The sequence below is a fragment of the Gimesia aquarii genome (assembly GCF_007748195.1).
Taxonomy (GTDB): domain Bacteria; phylum Planctomycetota; class Planctomycetia; order Planctomycetales; family Planctomycetaceae; genus Gimesia; species Gimesia aquarii.
The window spans coordinates 7365350-7382599 of the sequence record NZ_CP037920.1 but is presented as its reverse complement, the minus strand read 5'-3'; the positions used below and the strand labels follow the sequence as shown (position 1 = coordinate 7382599).

Here is a 17250-nt window from a genome sequence, read left to right as displayed (position 1 = left end):
TATCTTGAATCTCGGAACGAATTTCTTCCTGAAAATGAAATCTAAAGAAACTTGAATCGGAGTGTGGCATTATCTTTTATCGGCTGAAAGAAACGCATTACTAATCCGATTTTCGTCAAAATCCGAAAAATCTGTCTGTTTATCGCGTAATACGTAGACCGACAACTCTATAGTTCCTTTAATAAATTCCTCATTTGCCCCATTTTGCTTTGAAATAGAGACATCTGATATGATAAACAAACGTTGCTCTTGGTCTAACCCATTCAAAAAATGAACCAGGCCGCTATAGGGACCTGTGACATCTAACACAAAAGGTTGTCTGAGATAGGTCTCTTGTGAAACAAATTCTCCTGGATTTAATTCCGAAACTGTCAGGGAGGATTGTTTGGCAAGTAACGCAACCCTTTGTAATACTTCGTGTGTATCTCTATCTGACGGGATACGTTTTGTGAGCCTGTCAATAAATGCTTGCTGCTGATTTAACTGCTGATGAAGTTGTTCCAGGTGTTTAACCTTTTTAGGAATTTCACTAATTGATTGTTGAATCTCTGTGATTTCTTTTTGCAGTTGTTGTTTATTTTTCAAACCTGGTAGATAGACAACAAAAGTAAAAACAGCAACTACTACAGCAAGGCTGATAATTGTAATTAAACTATCGCGACGTAATTTTTCATTCATTTTTGAATCCTCCTGTAATTGAGAGGTCCAATCCAGCAGTACTTCGATGATTGACCTGTGGAACATACATTCCTGGTGCATTCACGACGATTCGAAGACGGAATACACGCATAGGTTGACCTTCAAAGACCATTTCATTTGATTGAACGAGATCGATTTCTCGAAATAATCCCAGCTGATCCAGATTTGACATATAGTGGGAAATCGAAAGATGATCGGGAGACATTCCCTGTACGTTGATGACTAAATTCTCTCGTGCGTGCTGTTCTTTCAAGTTTTGCAGATCTACCAGGGCAGGTATCATTTCGGTTACGTCTTTATCTGGAACTTTATCAGGTTTTGATTTCTTTTTGACAAAGACTTTTTCAAACGAGAAGTGAAATTCATCTAAAGAAACAAACTCTGGAAGCGTACTGCTAATGATGGACAACAGTTGCGCAGGTGATTCATCCAGTTGAAGAGCAGCAAGCAAGTTAGCTCGTATCTCCGTTACCTTGATTTTTTGATTGAGTTGATCTGGGTCTTCCAGTTGTGCGTTCATAAGGCGCGCACGTTCTTCCAGATCTTTTTTTTGTGTAAGAAGATTATGTTGAATTTCTCTTTGGCGTACTGTTCCCAAAGTCACCAGGACAAGGAAAATCAGAACGATAGTCCGTCGCCAGATTCGATTACGGTGACGTCTTCGTACTTCGCGATAACTTGCTGGTAAAAAATCTATTTCAGGTATCATGGTTTTACCCTTTGCGGGCTCATTCCGGATATCTCAGTTTCGTCCGGTGTTATGTAAAAAAGTGAATTTCGGTATGCATTATTTCAATATGGTCAAATCATGAATTGCTTTTTTCTTTCATGGCCAATCCCATCGCCGTAGTCCATCTACCAGGACGTTCCAAAATCGAAGTTGATGTCGGCCAACATTTCAGACTTTCAAAGGGATTGCCCATGTTGCATTCTGTACTTAAACGATCCGACAAGAATTCAATCAACCACGGACTTGATTCATTTCCAGTGACAATGAGTTGGTCCAGTTTTTTCCCGCGGAAGGTAACTTTGTAATACCGTAGGCAGTTTTCAACTTCTGTACTGATCGTTTCCAAAATGGAACGAATTGAATCGATAACCGAGCGGTGCAATTCATCGCTGGCATCTAATGTTGGTGAATTGGTAACGATCTTTCGAAGGCGAATTGCTTCTTTCAATGGCAGGTCAAGATTTTCTGCAACAGCATGGTCGAGGTGGTTGCTGCCTTGCATAATGTATTTCAGAAACAATACGTTTTGCTGATCCGCAAAAATCACAGTTGTGGCGGCATCACCAAAATTGAGATAGCAATTGGTTGCATTCGTTTGCACGTCGTTTGAAGAATCATGAAAGCACCGGAGTGTTGCAGATGGTTCTACATCGATGGCAACCGCAGTCAAACCGGCTTGCTCTAATAGGTTCAGATGTCGTTGCAGGATTCCAGAGTGACATGCTAGAAGAATGACTTCCTGTTTGGTATTTGATTCTTGACGAACTTGGCCGGCCGGTAAATGACGCAACTCAGCTTCTGCTAACGGATAAGGCAGTCGCTCCTCTGCTTCCCACGCCACAACTTTGGCAATTTCATCCACAGGTAGCTGGGGTAGTCTGACGTTCTGGATAAATAATTCCTGCGATCCCAGGCAACTGATCACGTTACGCCCTTTAAAATGATGGTCAGATAAAATCTGACGTATCTGGGCAGCAATGTTCGCATCTCGTTCCTCGATTGAAAGTGTTTCATCTAATTCGAATTGTTCTTGTGCGATGGCATGGACGACGCGATTCTGGCGCGAGCCTGCTAACTGAACCAGAGTGGCTGAGCTGGGCCCCAGTTGTAAGCCAATCGGACTGTATTGTGAACGTTGTATAGAGATCATGATATTTTCTCAGAGTTAATATGGCTCGATTAGTTCATTTATATTTGTATGTCTTCAATCCATGCTTGCCCGGTGATCCAGGAAACCGTAATCGGAATATAAAAAGTAGTTCCATTTCTGACTGTTGACAGTATAAGAACTGTATCTTCATTTCGACCTGGCCCTGTGCCTCCCTGAGGTCCAAATGCAAGGTCACTCACATTAGTTTCTGATGTTTTTAGTTGGACTTGTCTGAGAGAAACCTGGTCTGGCAGATTCATAGATTGTATTTGAAATTGTTTGATATATTTATCAGATGCAGCGGCTGTACCTGCCAGATGATCTTGCGGAACAGGCAGATTACCAGGTCCCGTATGTTGGATTTCATATGATTGTGAATCCAGACTAAAGTTGACTGTGTACTCCGAGTTAAATTTAATGGCATAACTGCGTGCCAAACGCAAATCGGCAGCCACCGCACGGGCAGTCGTTTCCAGTGAATGCGACGGACTGGTTTCTGTGGAAACGAGAGCGACAGAGAGCAAAATCGAGATCAGCATAATGACGATTAGTAGTTCCACCAGCGTAAAGGCGGCTCTTTTTAATGAATGACATGGATTTGCGCGCAGGAAGTTCGCATGCCTTCTTCGTATTGAAGCAGGCGTGTCTTTCAGCCATTGATATTTATTCTGATGAAACTTCTGCATAAGATTTTATTTAGTGTTCTAGGGAGATTCACTCCAATCAATCAGTGACCAGCGGTATCCGGAATAGTCCGCATTGGCTTCTCCGCCATCATATGGTTGGAACAAAGGTGGTTCCCATCGGTATTCGTGATCTACGAGATGTTGAATGTGCAGTGTAGGTTCGAGGTTCAATCCATGTTGTTGATAATAGGAATCCCAACCAGGGTAATTCAGCGGAATTTCGAGCCATTCGCTGAATCCAATGAGAGAATATCCTAAAATAACTCTGATTTGATTTTCCAAGTCCCAGAAATATGCTCTATTATTCCAAAGCGAAGAAGACAAAACCCATTCGTTCAAGCGCCTAAAGTTAAATCTTTCTGCACAGACAGGGCCACGTATCTGTGAAAGTTCCTGTTTATGTAGCCTGATTCGATAACCGGTTGGTGTCACATGATTGATTTCACCTCGAATCGTTAATTGCTGATTTTGATTATCAACACCGACGATTGGGTACCATGTACCTGTTGTTCCCGTATTTCCTGACCCCGATGTGCTTAGCCAGATGGCATAGTTTCCATCAGCGGTCAAATTTCCGAGGAACTGATTTTCACGAAGTGAGACAATACTGTGAGGTTGTTCTATCGAACTTACGGTTGCAGTTCCCGTGAATTGAATATCAGAAGCATCCGGATAAGCGACAGAACCTCCGCCCCCATCTAAATCGTCGTGGCAGACAATGGCGCCTTCAATCGTTGTTTGCGTTTCTCTTTCAAAATCAATCTTGTCAGCAACCAGTGTGGGAAGTCGAGGCCAGAGATCTGAGTCTGCGATGATTGGTGTGCCATCCATACCTTTCCAGTTGAAGGCAGTGATGTAAATCCCTTTTCCAGAAAAAGTGATTCTAGATGTAGAGACGAGTGTTCCCTGCACAATGACATTGTCATAAACATAGAGACTGCCACTCCGGTAAAAAATTCCCAATGGATTATCTGGAGTAGGACCTAGAGTCACATTATGTAATGAGGAACCAAGTGCAACAGCCTGATATTCCGGGCCACCAGCATAGAGTCGGTAGGTGGAAAAATGAGAATAGTCCGGACTGGGAATAGTCAATGCTTGATCAGTGGTTGACCAGCTTACTTTGAGATCCGCAAGGTCCTGTTGAACTGAAGAAGAAGGCGAATCATAAAATGTAATATTTCCCGCAACCGGATGAGGATAGTGAACCGTCGCATCAGAGACATTTGTTGAACCATCGGGAAATGTCACGAACCGATTTCCTAGATCCTGCATAAATGTCCTACGGATGGACGAACTCCATGTGGGATCGTTGTACATACTCAAACGATCATCTAGCCAGAGATTCCCGTCAATCCGATCACAGGGATCGAGGATGAGTGAATTCGTACCGCGTTCTGCAAACAGAGCGTATTGTGTAATGAGATCGAAGTGGCCGGCATTCGGAACCGAATCGTTCGCGTCAGCAGAATCTCCCGGCAGTATTGTTCTTCCAGCCAATCGAGGTACCAGTTTCACTTTCGCTGTGATTTGGTATTCAGACCGCATGTTATTATTTGTCGCAGACGTCCACACTCCCAGAGAATGAACTTCAAGTTCCAAAACAGAATCGAGAGTATTACCAGACGCAGCAAACGAGACGGTATAAGTGCTGCTTCCATCAGCATCAGATTGAAAAGTACGTTGATACTGATCACGGATTCCTGCCCAGTCAAGCGAGTTCATCCGGTTAAGTGCATCAGTGATACCAGCGCGGGCGGCATTCATCGCCAGATCATGCTTTGAGCCATTTTCAGAGATTTGCGTGAGTATACTTTGGGTTTGAATAAAAGAGTAAGTCAAAACCAACGACATACTTAAAGTAAACATGACCAGAACCAAAGATAGACCCGACCGCGATGCGCGCAGTCTGTACGACAGACTATGTTTTCTAACATCGTCGAGCGATTTTCTGATCCGTTTCTTATGGTGTATGCGCATAGTATCTCGAGCTTGATCCAAAAAAAGGAAGTGCAGTTGACGAATTAAGGTCGTTTAGTGATGTGCGCTCTGTTGATTCGAACTGCATTTCATAATTGATGGTGACCTGACGTAATCCACTGTTGGCACTCGCTGTTCCCTGCGGCCAGGAAAGATCCATCCATGCACTGGTTCCAGGGCTTACTCCGCTCAAACTGGCGTCAGAAGGAGTTTTAACGATTTCAAATCGAATGTTACCGGTAGAAGGCCCCCACGGGCTTCCCGACAAGATAAACTGAGTCTTTTTCACACGGTTACTTAACAACGCAGATTCTGCCAAGTTTGAGAGAATGGCAGAACGGATCGTGCTGTTGAATGAAGGACTGTTAAAATCAATCGTGGAACTAACACTGGGCAATGCAATCTCCACCAGGTTGTGAGAATCATTTGGATCAATGGTATAAATTAGTAATTCGTTGATGCTGGGAAGCCGTGCCAGCGCGCCAGTATTACTGATGCCTCCATTGCGACCACCAGTCCAGACTACAAGTGTGTTTGCGATGTCCATACTGTTCCAGGAGTGGGTGACGACTGCCAATCCTACTTGAGGAGGTTGTCCACTGATTTGATAAACGCCTGCTTGCGAGACCATCATTTTTATACGATCAAAAGCCGCAGTGACCTGCGCTTGAGAATCTTCAATGCCTTTAGTGTGGCTCCAGGCTGATTGTGTGGTTGTCACAATGCCTCCAAGTGCCACGATCAAAATAGATGAGATGGCCATCGCCATCAACAATTCAACAAGTGTCAAACCTCTGCGAAAATTCCATGAACTAATGACGCATGAACGCACACAGCCCTTCTCAATTTTGAGAGGGCTATTTGAATGTTTGTACGATTCTGCGCTCAAATTGTCAGGGAGAAAGTGGTACATAACTAAAAATTCGTGTTGCTTCTGATATTGTGTGGCTCGGTGCACTCGAACTGACCGCTAATTTGGTTCTTACTGTGACTCGGCGAAAGTCTGTTTCATCGGTGGTGACAATCCAGCCAGCAACGTTATCTGGTCTGATTCGTTCTACGGTCACTTCTCGTGTCAGTCTGCTTAAAAACTCTGTATCTGGTATCAGGATGCTGGGACGTGCAATAGGATAGCGTTCCAAAATTGTGATTGGTTCGTTGCCTAAAGCGAACCCGTCCTTGTTAACCGGCGGTGAAGCAGACCAGTTGTGATAATCATCCAGATCATCAAAATCTTTTCGTGAACTGGTTCTGGCAGGACGTGTATCACTGGATGTGGGAAATCTTACAGCTGCGAGTTCATTCAGCAATTGGTCTGTCAGCCCAGTACCGATCGTTTTATTTAATGCAGAATAGGTAGATCCAAGAGAAGAACCGATGGCTGAAAACAGCGCAGCTCCAGCGATCGCTGTAATTGTCACAGCGACTAAAGATTCAATCAGAGTAAATCCGGTGCGGCGGGATCGCTGCAACCACACTTTTCTGGTTGCCATGAGCTGTTCCAGTTTTAATTCCGCTTGAGGGTGCCTAACTGCATCGTGCTAGAAGCCTTTCCAAGCGTCCAATGCAGTATCTGTATTTCAAGCACCATCAAGTTAGGATGGTTCAAAGAAAAAAAGTGCGGCAAGGTCCCCTCAAAGCTCCCAGCTTTCCTTGCCGCACTGTAGATCCTCGCCTCGATTTGAGGCGGAGGAAAATAATTGGTTGTTTTGTTGAGAGGTTTATTAGTCCCTCTCTGTCAACAAAAGCTAGGTCACGTTGATCATTAGTCAAACGGAATTGGGAAAGATCTCTGGAAAATAGATTTTCTCCGATATATTTCGGAAGGGGCGCGATGCTCCGAAGATAGAGTTATCAGAAGGACCATTACAATTGGCACATTCAGATCCGTAGTAATGAGGGGCTGAAATCAGTTTATTTCAGCATTTACTGTTTGGATTTTTCAATGAGTGATTTGGATGAAAGCGCTGCCTCTCGCAATAGCTCATTGGTATTAGAGTCATCAATCAGCGTTTGAAGATCCTTTAATGTCTGTTTTGCTGGGTCACCAATCTGTCCCAGAACTTTGATTGCCGCAAGTTGCACATCAGCATCTGAATCGTTCAGAGCTGCTTTGATGGCGTTGAGTTGATTATCAGAATGAGGATTCAGACTTCCTAATGCATAAATGGAGGTAAGGCGTGTATTGGGATCTTCATGTGTTGATAATTTTATCAAAACAGGGACCGCCTTACTTTGATACTCAGGAAAGTGTGTGAGGGTTGAAGCAGCATTGACTTGAATAAAAGGAGAATCATCTTCGAGCGCTTTTTCAAGTGCTGGGGCTGCCTCCTTCGCTTCTGGTCCAAGTCCTGCCAGGTACATACTAGCCAATTCCCGTGCAGATAATTCAGAACTCTCTAATTCTGTGATCAGGGTTGGTACCGCGGTTTTTCCAAATGCGATTAACTGTTTATCTGCTTTCAACCATTCATCAGGTTCAGGTTCGTTACGGATTGCTACCAGTTTTTGAAAGACCGCTTTCACTTCCATTTGAGGATCAACAGGTTGTGTATTGGTGGTTTCTATGCTTTGAGATGATTTTGATGTTTCTTGCGGATCAACAGTCGCCGGCTCATTTTGACTATGAGAGGCTCCCTCAGAAGCCTGATCTGAGGGAGTGTCAGAAGATCCGCATCCTTGAAGTATCAAGACACAAAAAAACGCACAAACAACACTTGTTACTTTAAAACTTTGCATGTTTCTAGAGTCCATTCTCCCACAAATCATTTAAAAACAGATGTCTTTACCAAATCATAGCGGAATCTCTTTTCTATGTGGATAGAGAATACCAGTATCAGAAACAATCTCCTGATTCGAGCGATTTATTGAAAAATCAACATTAACGATGATCAGCCAGCAGTGCTATAATTTATACTCATAATTTTAAGGCTTGTGACTTAACGCAAATCTGCAGCGAGGAAATTTCATGAAGCGGATTATGGATTTTTTGTTAATGAGTATCATTATTTGTGTGCCGGTAGTGTATTCATTAAAACCAGCATGTTCGCAAAGTAGATCCTACTTTCGTAATCAAAGAAATGAGATGGTCTCTCGTTATATCGAGGGGGAGGGAATCAAAAATCAAAGAGTGCTCTCTTCAATGAAGCAGGTTCCTCGTCATGAGTTTGTCAGTTCCAACATGAAAAACCTGGCTTATCAGGACCTGGCATTACCGATTGGTTATAAACAAACCATTTCTCCTCCCTTTGTTGTGGCTTACATGACAGAAACCATTAATCCACAGCCAGAGGATAAAGTTCTAGAAATTGGAACCGGCAGTGGTTATCAGGCAGCAGTTCTTTCAGCATTGGTCAAGAACGTTTATACAATTGAAATTGTAGAAGGCTTAGGAAAGCAGGCTGCAACGCGTTTGAAGCGATTGAAATATAATAATGTACATACTCGAATCGGCGATGGATATCTTGGTTGGCCGGAAGAAGCGCCATTCGACAAAATCATTGTGACTTGCTCACCCGAAAAAGTTCCTCAGCCGTTGATTGATCAATTGAAAGAAGGGGGAATATTACTCATCCCATTAGGAGAACGTTATCAACAGGTTTTCCATCTGTTTCAGAAAAAGGATGGGAAACTAAAGCAAAAACGGCTGATCCCAACTTTATTTGTACCAATGACCGGTCGTTCTGAGGAAAAACGTGAGATCAAACCCGACCCTCTCAATCCACAAATCATTAATGGTGATTTTGAAGTGGATGCCAATGGAGATAAAAAAGTTGATAATTGGCATTATCAACGCCGGGTAAACTGGGTCAATACGGGGGCTCGAGTAGGTACCGCTTATTTACAGTTTGAAAATGATTCACCAGGAGGATTATCTCAAGTTTTACAAGGCATGGCCCTCGATGGCTCAAAAGTGAGCACACTCGAAATTAGTCTCCAAGTGAGTTATCTCAATACGAATCAGGGAGTGAAACGCATTCAGAAACCTGGGTTCATTATTCATTTTTATGACAAAATTCGCCGAAATATCGGACAAGCTTATATCGGTCCTTGGATTGGAAGTCGTGACTGGCATTTGGAAACAAAAAAGATTTCAGTACCTCCTCAGACTCGAGAGGCGATTATTCAGGTAGGATTAAATGGTGGAACGGGGGTATTAAAAGTAGACGACCTTAAAATTGAAAAGACGAACTAGTAACAGAGTCTATGACCTGCTTTAACGACCAAAACCCTTCATTTACAAACAAACGTCACGAGCCTTAAAATACGCACCAGTGAAGTTCACATCTCTGAAATCATTAAAAACCAATGAATTCCCGTTTCTACTTGATGGAAAATGAATTAAGGTATAACCCTCCTACGATAGGATGGCTTCTTAATTAAATGGTTTTTATTTAGAAAGAGCATCGCTATCGTAAATGCGCTCTCAATCTCTATGCATATTCTTACTTATTTTTAATACATGGAAATAGGATGCCATTACGTCAGTTTCAAGTACTCCAGGAATCTTGGGGGGCTGTCTTTTCCGCTCTCGATCAGGCGTACCCGGTTGTTTCTCACTTTGGATCCCCGGAGAAAGAATATCAAAATGCTCATGAAACAGCTGTACTATTCGATCTAAGTACTCGTGATCAGATCGAAATTAGTGGTAAAGATCGCGATAAGTTCTTGCACAACTTTTGTACAAATGATATCAAAGGTTTACAGCCCGATCAGGGTTGTGAAGCATTCATAACAAACGTCCAAAGCCGCATTTTGGGGCATGTGTTTGCTTTCAACCACGAAGACTCTCTGTGGATTGATATGGCGCCCGGGACGAGTGAGTCGATTATCAATCATCTGGATCGCTATATGATTCTGGAAGATGTACATATCAAACAGCGTACGCCGGAGTATGGTAACTTGTATCTGTCTGGGCCACAATCATCGGATCTGCTTAATCAAATAGGTCTCGATGTCAAGACGCTTTCCGTGAACCAGCAACTGCGAGGTAAGAGTTCCAATTCTGAACTTACAATTCGGCGCGTTGATTGGTTGTATCAGCCGGGGTATCTTTGTTGTCTGCAATATGTAAAGATCTCAGAGTTCTGGAAAAGTCTGGTGGAAGCAGGTGCATGCCCAGCAGGTCAGAACATATTCGACGCCTTACGGATTGAAGCATTGTTTCCCATCTATGGAGTGGATCTTACCGAAGAAAACCTGGCGCAAGAGGCCAACCGAACAGAGCAAGCAATTTCATTCAAAAAAGGTTGTTATCTAGGACAAGAACCAATTGCCCGCATTGATGCGCTGGGACATGTAAATCGTGAGTTAAGAGCAATCGGGATGGAACAAAAGTGGGTTCCTCCTGTGGGTTCCAAAGTAATGGCAGGAGAACCAGATAAACTTATGGAAGTCGGCACGATTACTTCTTCCGCTCAATCTTTCGGAAAATTTCCTTCAGTAGCGATGGCGATGATCCGTCGTGATTCGAATGAGCCGGGCACAGTAGTCCAGATTGTTTCTGATCATCAGGAAGTGACAGGCACCATTTTTACATCTCTTGATTAACGAGTCTGATCTTTGTGTTTTTGCAATGTTTTTTACTGGGGAGCAGTGAAAGCCATCGACGCCTATTATAATCAATGAAAAACGGCGAGCCGATGAGTAGTAATAGTCAATCTCCATCCAGCAAAATGCTTCATTTACAATTACGCTTTCTGAAGATTAATCTAGCATTTTTCTCTTTAGCACTTTTGATGACGACTTGGGAACTCTGGGTTCCCCAAACGTTATTTCCACAAGTCCCTTTATTTTCATGGATTTTAGCCCTTCCCACCTGGTTTGACTGGCTAACGTTCGGCTTTATGCTGATATCTTCAGCTGGTATGTTAGGAACTGTACTTGGCTCGGTAATCTTTCAGGTTCAAAATCGGGAGCTTTGGCAATTATGTCAACGAGTTTGTTCCGGGCTCTTTTTTTTGGCGTTCCTGATTTCGATCACGTTTGATCAACACCGTATTCAACCCTGGGCGTATCAGTTTGCGCTGGGATTTTTGATATTGATGTTTCTCAAACCACCGCGTGCTATCCGTGTATTTCGTCTTTTTGTGATCAGCATTTATTTTTATTCTGCGTTCTCCAAATGTGATCTCAGTTTTGTCCAGACTTTAGGCCGGCAGTTAGTGGAGGGACTGTTTCTGGGGATTGGTATTTCAACGGAATACTGGTCAGATCAGACTCTATCTTGGATTGCTGCTTCGTTCCCGGTTGCGGAATTCTTGATTGCACTGGGATTATTAATTCCGCGCACCCGACAATGGGCGTTCTGGGGAGCAGTATTCATGCATGTCTGTCTTATCATCGCCGTGGGGCCATGGGGTCTGGATCATCATCAGGGGGTTCTTATTTGGAATACTTATTTCATCTTGCAGGACTGTTTTCTATTTCACAAGCGATTTAACGGAGTCCCTGTACTCAAAAAGAAGGGAGCAACAGATTCAAACAGTATAGATACTGATCAAAGTATTTCGTTCAATAGTGTTGTCGGATGGGAACGAGCAGTTATGTTAATTGCCTGGTTTGCGATACTCGCACCTCTATTCGAGCCAACGGGCTATTATGATCATTGGCCTGCCTGGGGTTTGTATGCTAGTCACCATGATCGTGTGACATTGCTGATTGACGAAGACGCCAAATCAGATCTGCCAAGTTCACTCCGACCTTTTGTAGGTCCACCGCAACCATTCAGTCGCTGGTGCCGAGTGCGCGTTGATCGTTGGTCACTGGCTGAGTTAGGTGTTCCCGTTTATCCACAAGCCCGCTTTCAATTAGGAGTTGCGATTGCAGTGGGGAGAACTCTGGAGCATGAGAAACAAAAAAGCAACGATTTGCCACAAATCAAGCTTCTCTTGGAAGGACCCGCAAATCGGCTTACGGGCAAACGCAAAATGAATGATTATACTGGCTTAAATCAAGTCGAAAAGCTTACAAACCGCTTCTGGTTCAACGCCTTGCCCCGTCAATTTGAGATCGATGAAGAGTCGAACCTTTTCGATTAAAAGTAGTCTCCTTTGTGTGCGTCGGTTGCATTTCTTCCTAATTCAAAATAAAACGGCGTTTCTGGTTTTGGAAAATACGATCTATTGGGATATCTCAACGTAAGTTCTTTTTTTTATAATTTGAGGCGAAAAATGGCTTTAATTAACGACCACTACCTGAAGCTGAAAGCGGGTTACCTGTTTCCTGAAATTGGTCGCCGTGTCAATACATTTTGTGAACAGAACCCGAGTGCTGCTGTTATCAAACTGGGAATCGGCGATGTAACCGAACCACTGCCGGCAGCGATCAGGGAAGCCATGCATGCGGCCATCGATGAAATGGGCAATCGTGAGACATTTCGTGGATATGGCCCCGAACAGGGTTATGCATTTTTGCGTGAAGCGATTGCCAAGCATGATTTTCAATCGCGGGGCATCGATGTTTCGGCAGACGAAATTTTTGTCTCAGATGGTTCAAAATGTGATACCGGAAACATTCTTGATATTTTTGGGGCTGATAATAAGGTCGCGGTTACCGACCCTGTCTATCCAGTATATGTCGACACTAATGTCATGACTGGTCGTACGGGAGTCGCTGACGAAAGTGGTCGCTACGCAGGCCTGACATACTTACCTGTCACAGCAGAAAATAATTTTGTTCCCGCCTTACCAGAATCGCCCGTTGATCTGATCTATCTCTGTTATCCGAATAATCCAACCGGCACCGTTGCCACAAAAGATACTCTAAAACAGTGGGTCGATTATGCCAAAACAAATGGATCGATCATTTTGTTTGATGCTGCTTATGAAGCATTTATTACAGACCCGGAAATCCCTCATTCCATTTATGAAATAGATGGTGCTAAAGAGGTCGCCATTGAGTTTCGCAGCTTTAGCAAGAATGCCGGGTTTACCGGAACTCGCTGTGCCTTCACTGTCGTTCCCAAACAGTTAAAAGGAAAAACTGCTTCAGGAGAACCAGCAGAAATCCATTCACTGTGGAATCGCCGCCATTGCACAAAATTCAATGGTGTTTCTTACATCATCCAGAAGGGAACAGAAGCCGCATATTCTGAACAAGGCAAGCAACAGATTAAGGAGTTAATCAACTTCTACCTGGAAAATGCCCATCTGTTACGGGAAGGTTTGGAATCGGTGGGAATTACTGTTTATGGCGGCGTGAATGCTCCTTATGTCTGGCTCAAAACTCCTGGCGAATCGACAAGTTGGGACTTCTTCGATGAATTACTGCAAAAAGCACATTTGGTGGGCACACCGGGTAGTGGCTTTGGTGCTTCTGGAGAAGGGTATTTTCGTCTAAGTGCTTTCAATAGCAGAGATAATATCAACGAAGCAGTGACCCGATTCCAGAACGTCGTGAGCTGATCAGGTGAGTGAAAGTGAACCATTCGGCTGAAAGAATGGCCCTGATTTCAAGGCCAATCATGCTATATCAGTCATGCTTTATGTGGACACTCCCTAGGAGACTCTCTTATAATTAGCTCCTTGTTTTAGTCAAAGATCCTCTGTGACAGAGGACGCCATGCAATACACCATCTGCTAATTCGGATGGCAGTTTATGCCATCCGGGTCTCGCCGACCCGTATGGTCACACCTTCTCAAATTAGTTTCCATTGTTCACCGAAAGGTTCTTCCCATGTCTAAATGGCACATTACTGCCTGTCTATGTATTGCGTTTTTTGGATTTTCCCAATTGGCGACCGCTCAGACCGAAAAAGCAGATTCTGGTAAATCTTCACTCAAAGATCAAAAACAAAAGGTCAGCTATGGAATTGGCTATAATTTAGGCCAAAACCTGATGAAAGATCAATTAGATCTTGATCCAAAAGTTTTGGTAAAAGGCATTATGGATGCCATGACCAAGCAGAAACCTCAAATGACTGAGGATGAAATTCGCTCAACGCTGATCGCGTTCCAGCAGGAATTGCGTACAAAGCAAGAAGCAAAGATGAAAAAGGCGCAAGCTGAGAACATTGCAAAAGGGAAACAGTTTCTAGCAGCTAATGCCAAGAAGGAAGGCGTGAAGACCACCAAAAGTGGACTGCAATATAAAGTCATCAAACAAGGTAAGGGGAAAACTCCTGGATTAAAAGACAAGGTGACTACCCACTATCGAGGAACTCTGATTAATGGAAAAGAGTTCGATAGTTCTTATAAACGAAATCAACCAGCGACATTTCCAGTCGATGGTGTGATCAGTGGCTGGACGGAAGCATTACAATTGATGAAAGAGGGCGATAAGTGGCAACTCTTCATTCCCAGCGACTTAGCCTATGGCCAACGAGGTTCTGGTCCTGACATCGGACCCAACGAAGTTCTCATCTTTGATATCGAACTGCTCAAGGTAAACTAGTTTAAAAGACTCAAATTAACGACTTCTCAGGCCGATGCAACGATCATGCTTCGGCCTTTTTTATGCGCTTTTCTTGAATTTATGATGATAAGTACTATGAGGTAGACTTCAAAAAGTGTTGAGCGGCACTCGGAACGTACCATACAGATCACGCTGATTTTGCCGATTATAGTAGGAGGCTTTCCATCGCAATTTTGTGATTAATAAGATTCAAAGATCAGAGAGCTTTTATTTTATGAGCTAAGCTAGACAGAGAGTTACATAAAACACCCCGTATTTTTCCTCTGTTAATTAGTACAAAGAAATTGGGCCATGTCAGGTATGAATCATAATAACAACCAAATATTACAGGAAATGAATGGATCCCAGGTTAAACCGGCCTGCCCTGAATGCGGTTCTTATGAACCTTGGGGGCTTTCTTCATGGTGCCCTCAATGTGGCTTTTATCCCGCATTGGGAAAATGTGTTGGCCAACCAGAGTTGCATGAACAAGAGGAAACAAAACCCCAACCTCAAACGGTCTGGGAATTAATTCCCGAGTGGGGTTGGGTCCTGGCAATCGGTACGATTGCAGCGATTGGTTTGAGCGTTGGTGGACGATTCTTTTGCAAAGATTCAGCGGAATTGTGCCTTTGGACATTAACGCAGGCAAGCGTTGGTTTGATTATGTTTTTATTTGGGCATATCCTTGCTTATTTGACCGCGGTTTCCAAGTCGGTTGAGTTTGGATTGATGAGTATTATCCTGACACCACTTAAAATTTGGCGACCCACCATTCGTCGCTTCCCTTATGGAGCCTGGAAATTGGATCTGGCAGTATGGGGACTGACATTGATGGTTGGTGCCTTTGTAATTGTTGGTGGATTTGAGTTTAATTCTTTGTTCCAAGATTGGGGTGTGCGAAAATCTGCCGATGTCAACCTTGTGGCTTCTATCGTCGATCAAGCCAAAGAAACGGATGGGGGAGCGAATAACCTGGAAGGTGCACTGAACGATTTTGCTGGCGGCAGTGATGAAGCAAAGAAAGCGGGAATTCCAGATTCACAAGCTGAACCGGCACTCAAACTACCAGAATTCGATTGTTTACTGATAGGATATACGACACTCTCAACTGGTAAGATTGATTCGGTTTTAATAGCATCTTCTTATAACAAACGACTTGTCTATGCAGGAACGATCAGTACTAAAAAGGTTCCTAAACATATTCTGGAAGAATGGCAGACGCAATTGCCAGCGTTAAAGCAATCGGCACCATTCGTGAAAACAAAACAGCGAGCAACCTGGGTGAAACCAAAAATCACATTCAAGGTGAAATCGAAAGGCTGGACAGATACAAATCATCGGTTGATTAAACCACAGTTTTCCACCCTTTTGCAGGAAGTCAATGTTAATTAGCGATATGTTTTAATCAGCGAGAATATTGAGTAAGGCCCTGATGTAAAACCATCAGGGCCTTTTTTGCTTTGATGGATCTATTGGGTTCTATGTGTTGATCTCTGTTATCTCGATCCTTGGTTGCTAAAATAGATGAGGTACCTGAATCACGAAGCGGGAACAGGCGATCAACAAAATGAAACCGGAACTAGAACGTTACTCTCGACAAGTACTTTTCACAGAACTTGGCGAAACAGGCCAAACCTCCTTGATGCAAAGCCGCGTTTTGCTATGCGGTTGTGGTGCGCTGGGAACGGTATTGGCAGATATCTTAGTCAGGGCAGGCGTTGGTCATCTAAGGATCGTTGATCGGGATTTTGTTGAAATAAGTAATTTGCAGAGACAAGTTTTGTTTGATGAAACTGATGTCGCTGCCAAGCTTCCCAAAGCCATAGCCGCCACTGAGAAGCTCAAAAAAATCAACAGCGATGTTGAGATTGAGCCTATTGTAGAAGACATTGATCATACCAATATTCTAGCGCTGGCTGAGGGTGTCGATTTGATCCTGGATGGCACGGATAACTTTGAAGTGCGCTACCTGATCAATGATGTATCACTGGAACTGAGCATTCCCTGGATTTACTGTGGGTGTATCGGAAGCACAGGCCAGACGATGACGATTCTACCTGGTCAAACGGCATGCTTGCGATGTCTCATCGATTCGGCACCCGAACCAGGTACGACCGAAACCTGTGATACTGCGGGAATTTTAGGACCCACAGTGAATGTGATTGCTTCCCTCGAAGCCGTCGATGCTATAAAAATCCTTTCAGGAAACACTCACCTGATCAAGCCGGTCCTTACCGTTGTGGATGTATGGGATGGCTCATTTCGCCAGATGAGTGTTGCTGACCTCAGAGAGAAAGCTGGTTGCAAAGCCTGTCATCAGGGAGAACGAGTCTGGTTAAAAGGGGAACAAGGTTCACGCACGACACAATTGTGTGGTAGAAACGCCGTCCAGATTTCTCCTGCTGAGAAGAGCCGCATCTCATTCGAAGATTTGGCAGAAAAGCTCCAGAATTCAGGAGAGGTAGAATTCAACCCCTATCTCCTCAGACTGAACTTGAGAAACCCGGATTATGAAATCAGCTTGTTTCGAGACGGGCGTGCTATCATTAAAGGTACCGATGATCCCTCGACAGCAAAGACGATCTATGCCCGATACATTGGCAGTTAAG

At 43.7% G+C, this 17250-nt stretch carries 15 protein-coding genes; 7 read left to right on the top strand and 8 right to left on the bottom strand.

Annotation, left to right across the window (positions count from 1 at the left end):
* Positions 1-69: 69 nt before the first annotated feature.
* The 8 genes from pilO to V144x_RS28120 all read right to left on the bottom strand — a co-directional run bounded on the left by pilO (position 70) and on the right by V144x_RS28120 (position 7984).
* Positions 70-678: a type 4a pilus biogenesis protein PilO gene (gene pilO / locus V144x_RS28155; protein WP_197998686.1), complete on the bottom strand. Its 609-nt coding sequence runs from the start codon at positions 676-678 to the stop codon at positions 70-72.
* On the bottom strand, positions 671-1408 hold the full coding sequence (locus V144x_RS28150) for a PilN domain-containing protein (RefSeq protein WP_144990561.1): 738 nt from the start codon (positions 1406-1408) through the stop codon (positions 671-673). The genes pilO and V144x_RS28150 overlap by 8 nt, the downstream gene beginning before the upstream one ends.
* Positions 1409-1505: 97 nt before the next feature.
* Complete coding sequence (gene pilM / locus V144x_RS28145; protein WP_144990559.1) at positions 1506-2579, bottom strand: pilus assembly protein PilM; 1074 nt, start codon at positions 2577-2579, stop codon at positions 1506-1508.
* Positions 2580-2617: 38 nt separating this feature from the next.
* Positions 2618-3265, bottom strand: coding sequence for a GspH/FimT family pseudopilin (locus tag V144x_RS28140; protein WP_144990556.1), 648 nt, complete (start codon positions 3263-3265; stop codon positions 2618-2620).
* Positions 3266-3283: 18 nt separating this feature from the next.
* Positions 3284-5134 (bottom strand): hypothetical protein, encoded by a 1851-nt coding sequence (locus tag V144x_RS28135; protein ID WP_144990554.1) that lies wholly within the window; start codon positions 5132-5134, stop codon positions 3284-3286.
* Positions 5135-5228: 94 nt separating this feature from the next.
* Complete coding sequence (locus tag V144x_RS28130; RefSeq protein WP_197998685.1) at positions 5229-6077, bottom strand: prepilin-type N-terminal cleavage/methylation domain-containing protein; 849 nt, start codon at positions 6075-6077, stop codon at positions 5229-5231.
* Between the two features lie 61 nt (positions 6078-6138).
* Positions 6139-6738, bottom strand: coding sequence for a type IV pilus modification PilV family protein (locus tag V144x_RS28125; protein ID WP_144990550.1), 600 nt, complete (start codon positions 6736-6738; stop codon positions 6139-6141).
* Between the two features lie 433 nt (positions 6739-7171).
* Entirely contained in the window at positions 7172-7984 is an 813-nt protein-coding gene (locus V144x_RS28120; RefSeq protein WP_197998684.1) for a HEAT repeat domain-containing protein, read from the bottom strand.
* Positions 7985-8213: 229 nt separating this feature from the next.
* Between V144x_RS28120 and V144x_RS28115 the strand changes: the two genes are divergently transcribed.
* The 7 genes from V144x_RS28115 (at position 8214) to V144x_RS28085 (ending at position 17249) form a co-directional block, all read left to right on the top strand.
* Entirely contained in the window at positions 8214-9440 is a 1227-nt protein-coding gene (locus tag V144x_RS28115) for a protein-L-isoaspartate(D-aspartate) O-methyltransferase (protein ID WP_315852404.1), read from the top strand.
* A 278-nt stretch (positions 9441-9718) separates the two neighbouring features.
* Positions 9719-10795 (top strand): CAF17-like 4Fe-4S cluster assembly/insertion protein YgfZ, encoded by a 1077-nt coding sequence (gene ygfZ, locus V144x_RS28110; protein ID WP_144990546.1) that lies wholly within the window; start codon positions 9719-9721, stop codon positions 10793-10795.
* Between the two features lie 92 nt (positions 10796-10887).
* Positions 10888-12285: a MauE/DoxX family redox-associated membrane protein gene (locus V144x_RS28105; RefSeq protein WP_144990544.1), complete on the top strand. Its 1398-nt coding sequence runs from the start codon at positions 10888-10890 to the stop codon at positions 12283-12285.
* A gap of 132 nt (positions 12286-12417) precedes the next feature.
* A complete protein-coding gene (locus V144x_RS28100; protein ID WP_144990542.1) occupies positions 12418-13650 on the top strand; it encodes an LL-diaminopimelate aminotransferase in 1233 nt (410 codons plus the stop codon).
* Between the two features lie 271 nt (positions 13651-13921).
* Positions 13922-14638 (top strand): FKBP-type peptidyl-prolyl cis-trans isomerase, encoded by a 717-nt coding sequence (locus V144x_RS28095; RefSeq protein WP_144990540.1) that lies wholly within the window; start codon positions 13922-13924, stop codon positions 14636-14638.
* A gap of 312 nt (positions 14639-14950) precedes the next feature.
* Positions 14951-16033 carry an ATP dependent DNA ligase gene (locus V144x_RS28090; protein WP_144990538.1) on the top strand — a complete coding sequence of 361 codons (1083 nt, stop codon included), beginning with the start codon at positions 14951-14953 and terminating at the stop codon, positions 16031-16033.
* Positions 16034-16208: 175 nt separating this feature from the next.
* Complete coding sequence (locus tag V144x_RS28085; RefSeq protein ID WP_144990536.1) at positions 16209-17249, top strand: ThiF family adenylyltransferase; 1041 nt, start codon at positions 16209-16211, stop codon at positions 17247-17249.
* Position 17250: the final 1 nt, after the last annotated feature.

What these genes read in the sequence shown, in the direction of transcription:
- pilO (WP_197998686.1), bottom strand. Translation starts at nt 678, where the DNA reads ATGAATGAAAAATTACGTCGCGATAGTTTAATTACAATTATCAGCCTT.
- V144x_RS28150 (WP_144990561.1), bottom strand. Translation starts at nt 1,408, where the DNA reads ATGATACCTGAAATAGATTTTTTACCAGCAAGTTATCGCGAAGTACGA.
- pilM (WP_144990559.1), bottom strand. Translation starts at nt 2,579, where the DNA reads ATGATCTCTATACAACGTTCACAATACAGTCCGATTGGCTTACAACTG.
- V144x_RS28140 (WP_144990556.1), bottom strand. Translation starts at nt 3,265, where the DNA reads ATGCAGAAGTTTCATCAGAATAAATATCAATGGCTGAAAGACACGCCT.
- V144x_RS28135 (WP_144990554.1), bottom strand. Translation starts at nt 5,134, where the DNA reads ATGTTTACTTTAAGTATGTCGTTGGTTTTGACTTACTCTTTTATTCAA.
- V144x_RS28125 (WP_144990550.1), bottom strand. Translation starts at nt 6,738, where the DNA reads ATGGCAACCAGAAAAGTGTGGTTGCAGCGATCCCGCCGCACCGGATTT.
- V144x_RS28120 (WP_197998684.1), bottom strand. Translation starts at nt 7,984, where the DNA reads ATGCAAAGTTTTAAAGTAACAAGTGTTGTTTGTGCGTTTTTTTGTGTC.
- V144x_RS28115 (WP_315852404.1), top strand. Translation starts at nt 8,214, where the DNA reads ATGAAGCGGATTATGGATTTTTTGTTAATGAGTATCATTATTTGTGTG.
- ygfZ (WP_144990546.1), top strand. Translation starts at nt 9,719, where the DNA reads ATGCCATTACGTCAGTTTCAAGTACTCCAGGAATCTTGGGGGGCTGTC.
- V144x_RS28105 (WP_144990544.1), top strand. Translation starts at nt 10,888, where the DNA reads ATGAGTAGTAATAGTCAATCTCCATCCAGCAAAATGCTTCATTTACAA.
- V144x_RS28100 (WP_144990542.1), top strand. Translation starts at nt 12,418, where the DNA reads ATGGCTTTAATTAACGACCACTACCTGAAGCTGAAAGCGGGTTACCTG.
- V144x_RS28095 (WP_144990540.1), top strand. Translation starts at nt 13,922, where the DNA reads ATGTCTAAATGGCACATTACTGCCTGTCTATGTATTGCGTTTTTTGGA.
- V144x_RS28090 (WP_144990538.1), top strand. Translation starts at nt 14,951, where the DNA reads ATGTCAGGTATGAATCATAATAACAACCAAATATTACAGGAAATGAAT.
- V144x_RS28085 (WP_144990536.1), top strand. Translation starts at nt 16,209, where the DNA reads ATGAAACCGGAACTAGAACGTTACTCTCGACAAGTACTTTTCACAGAA.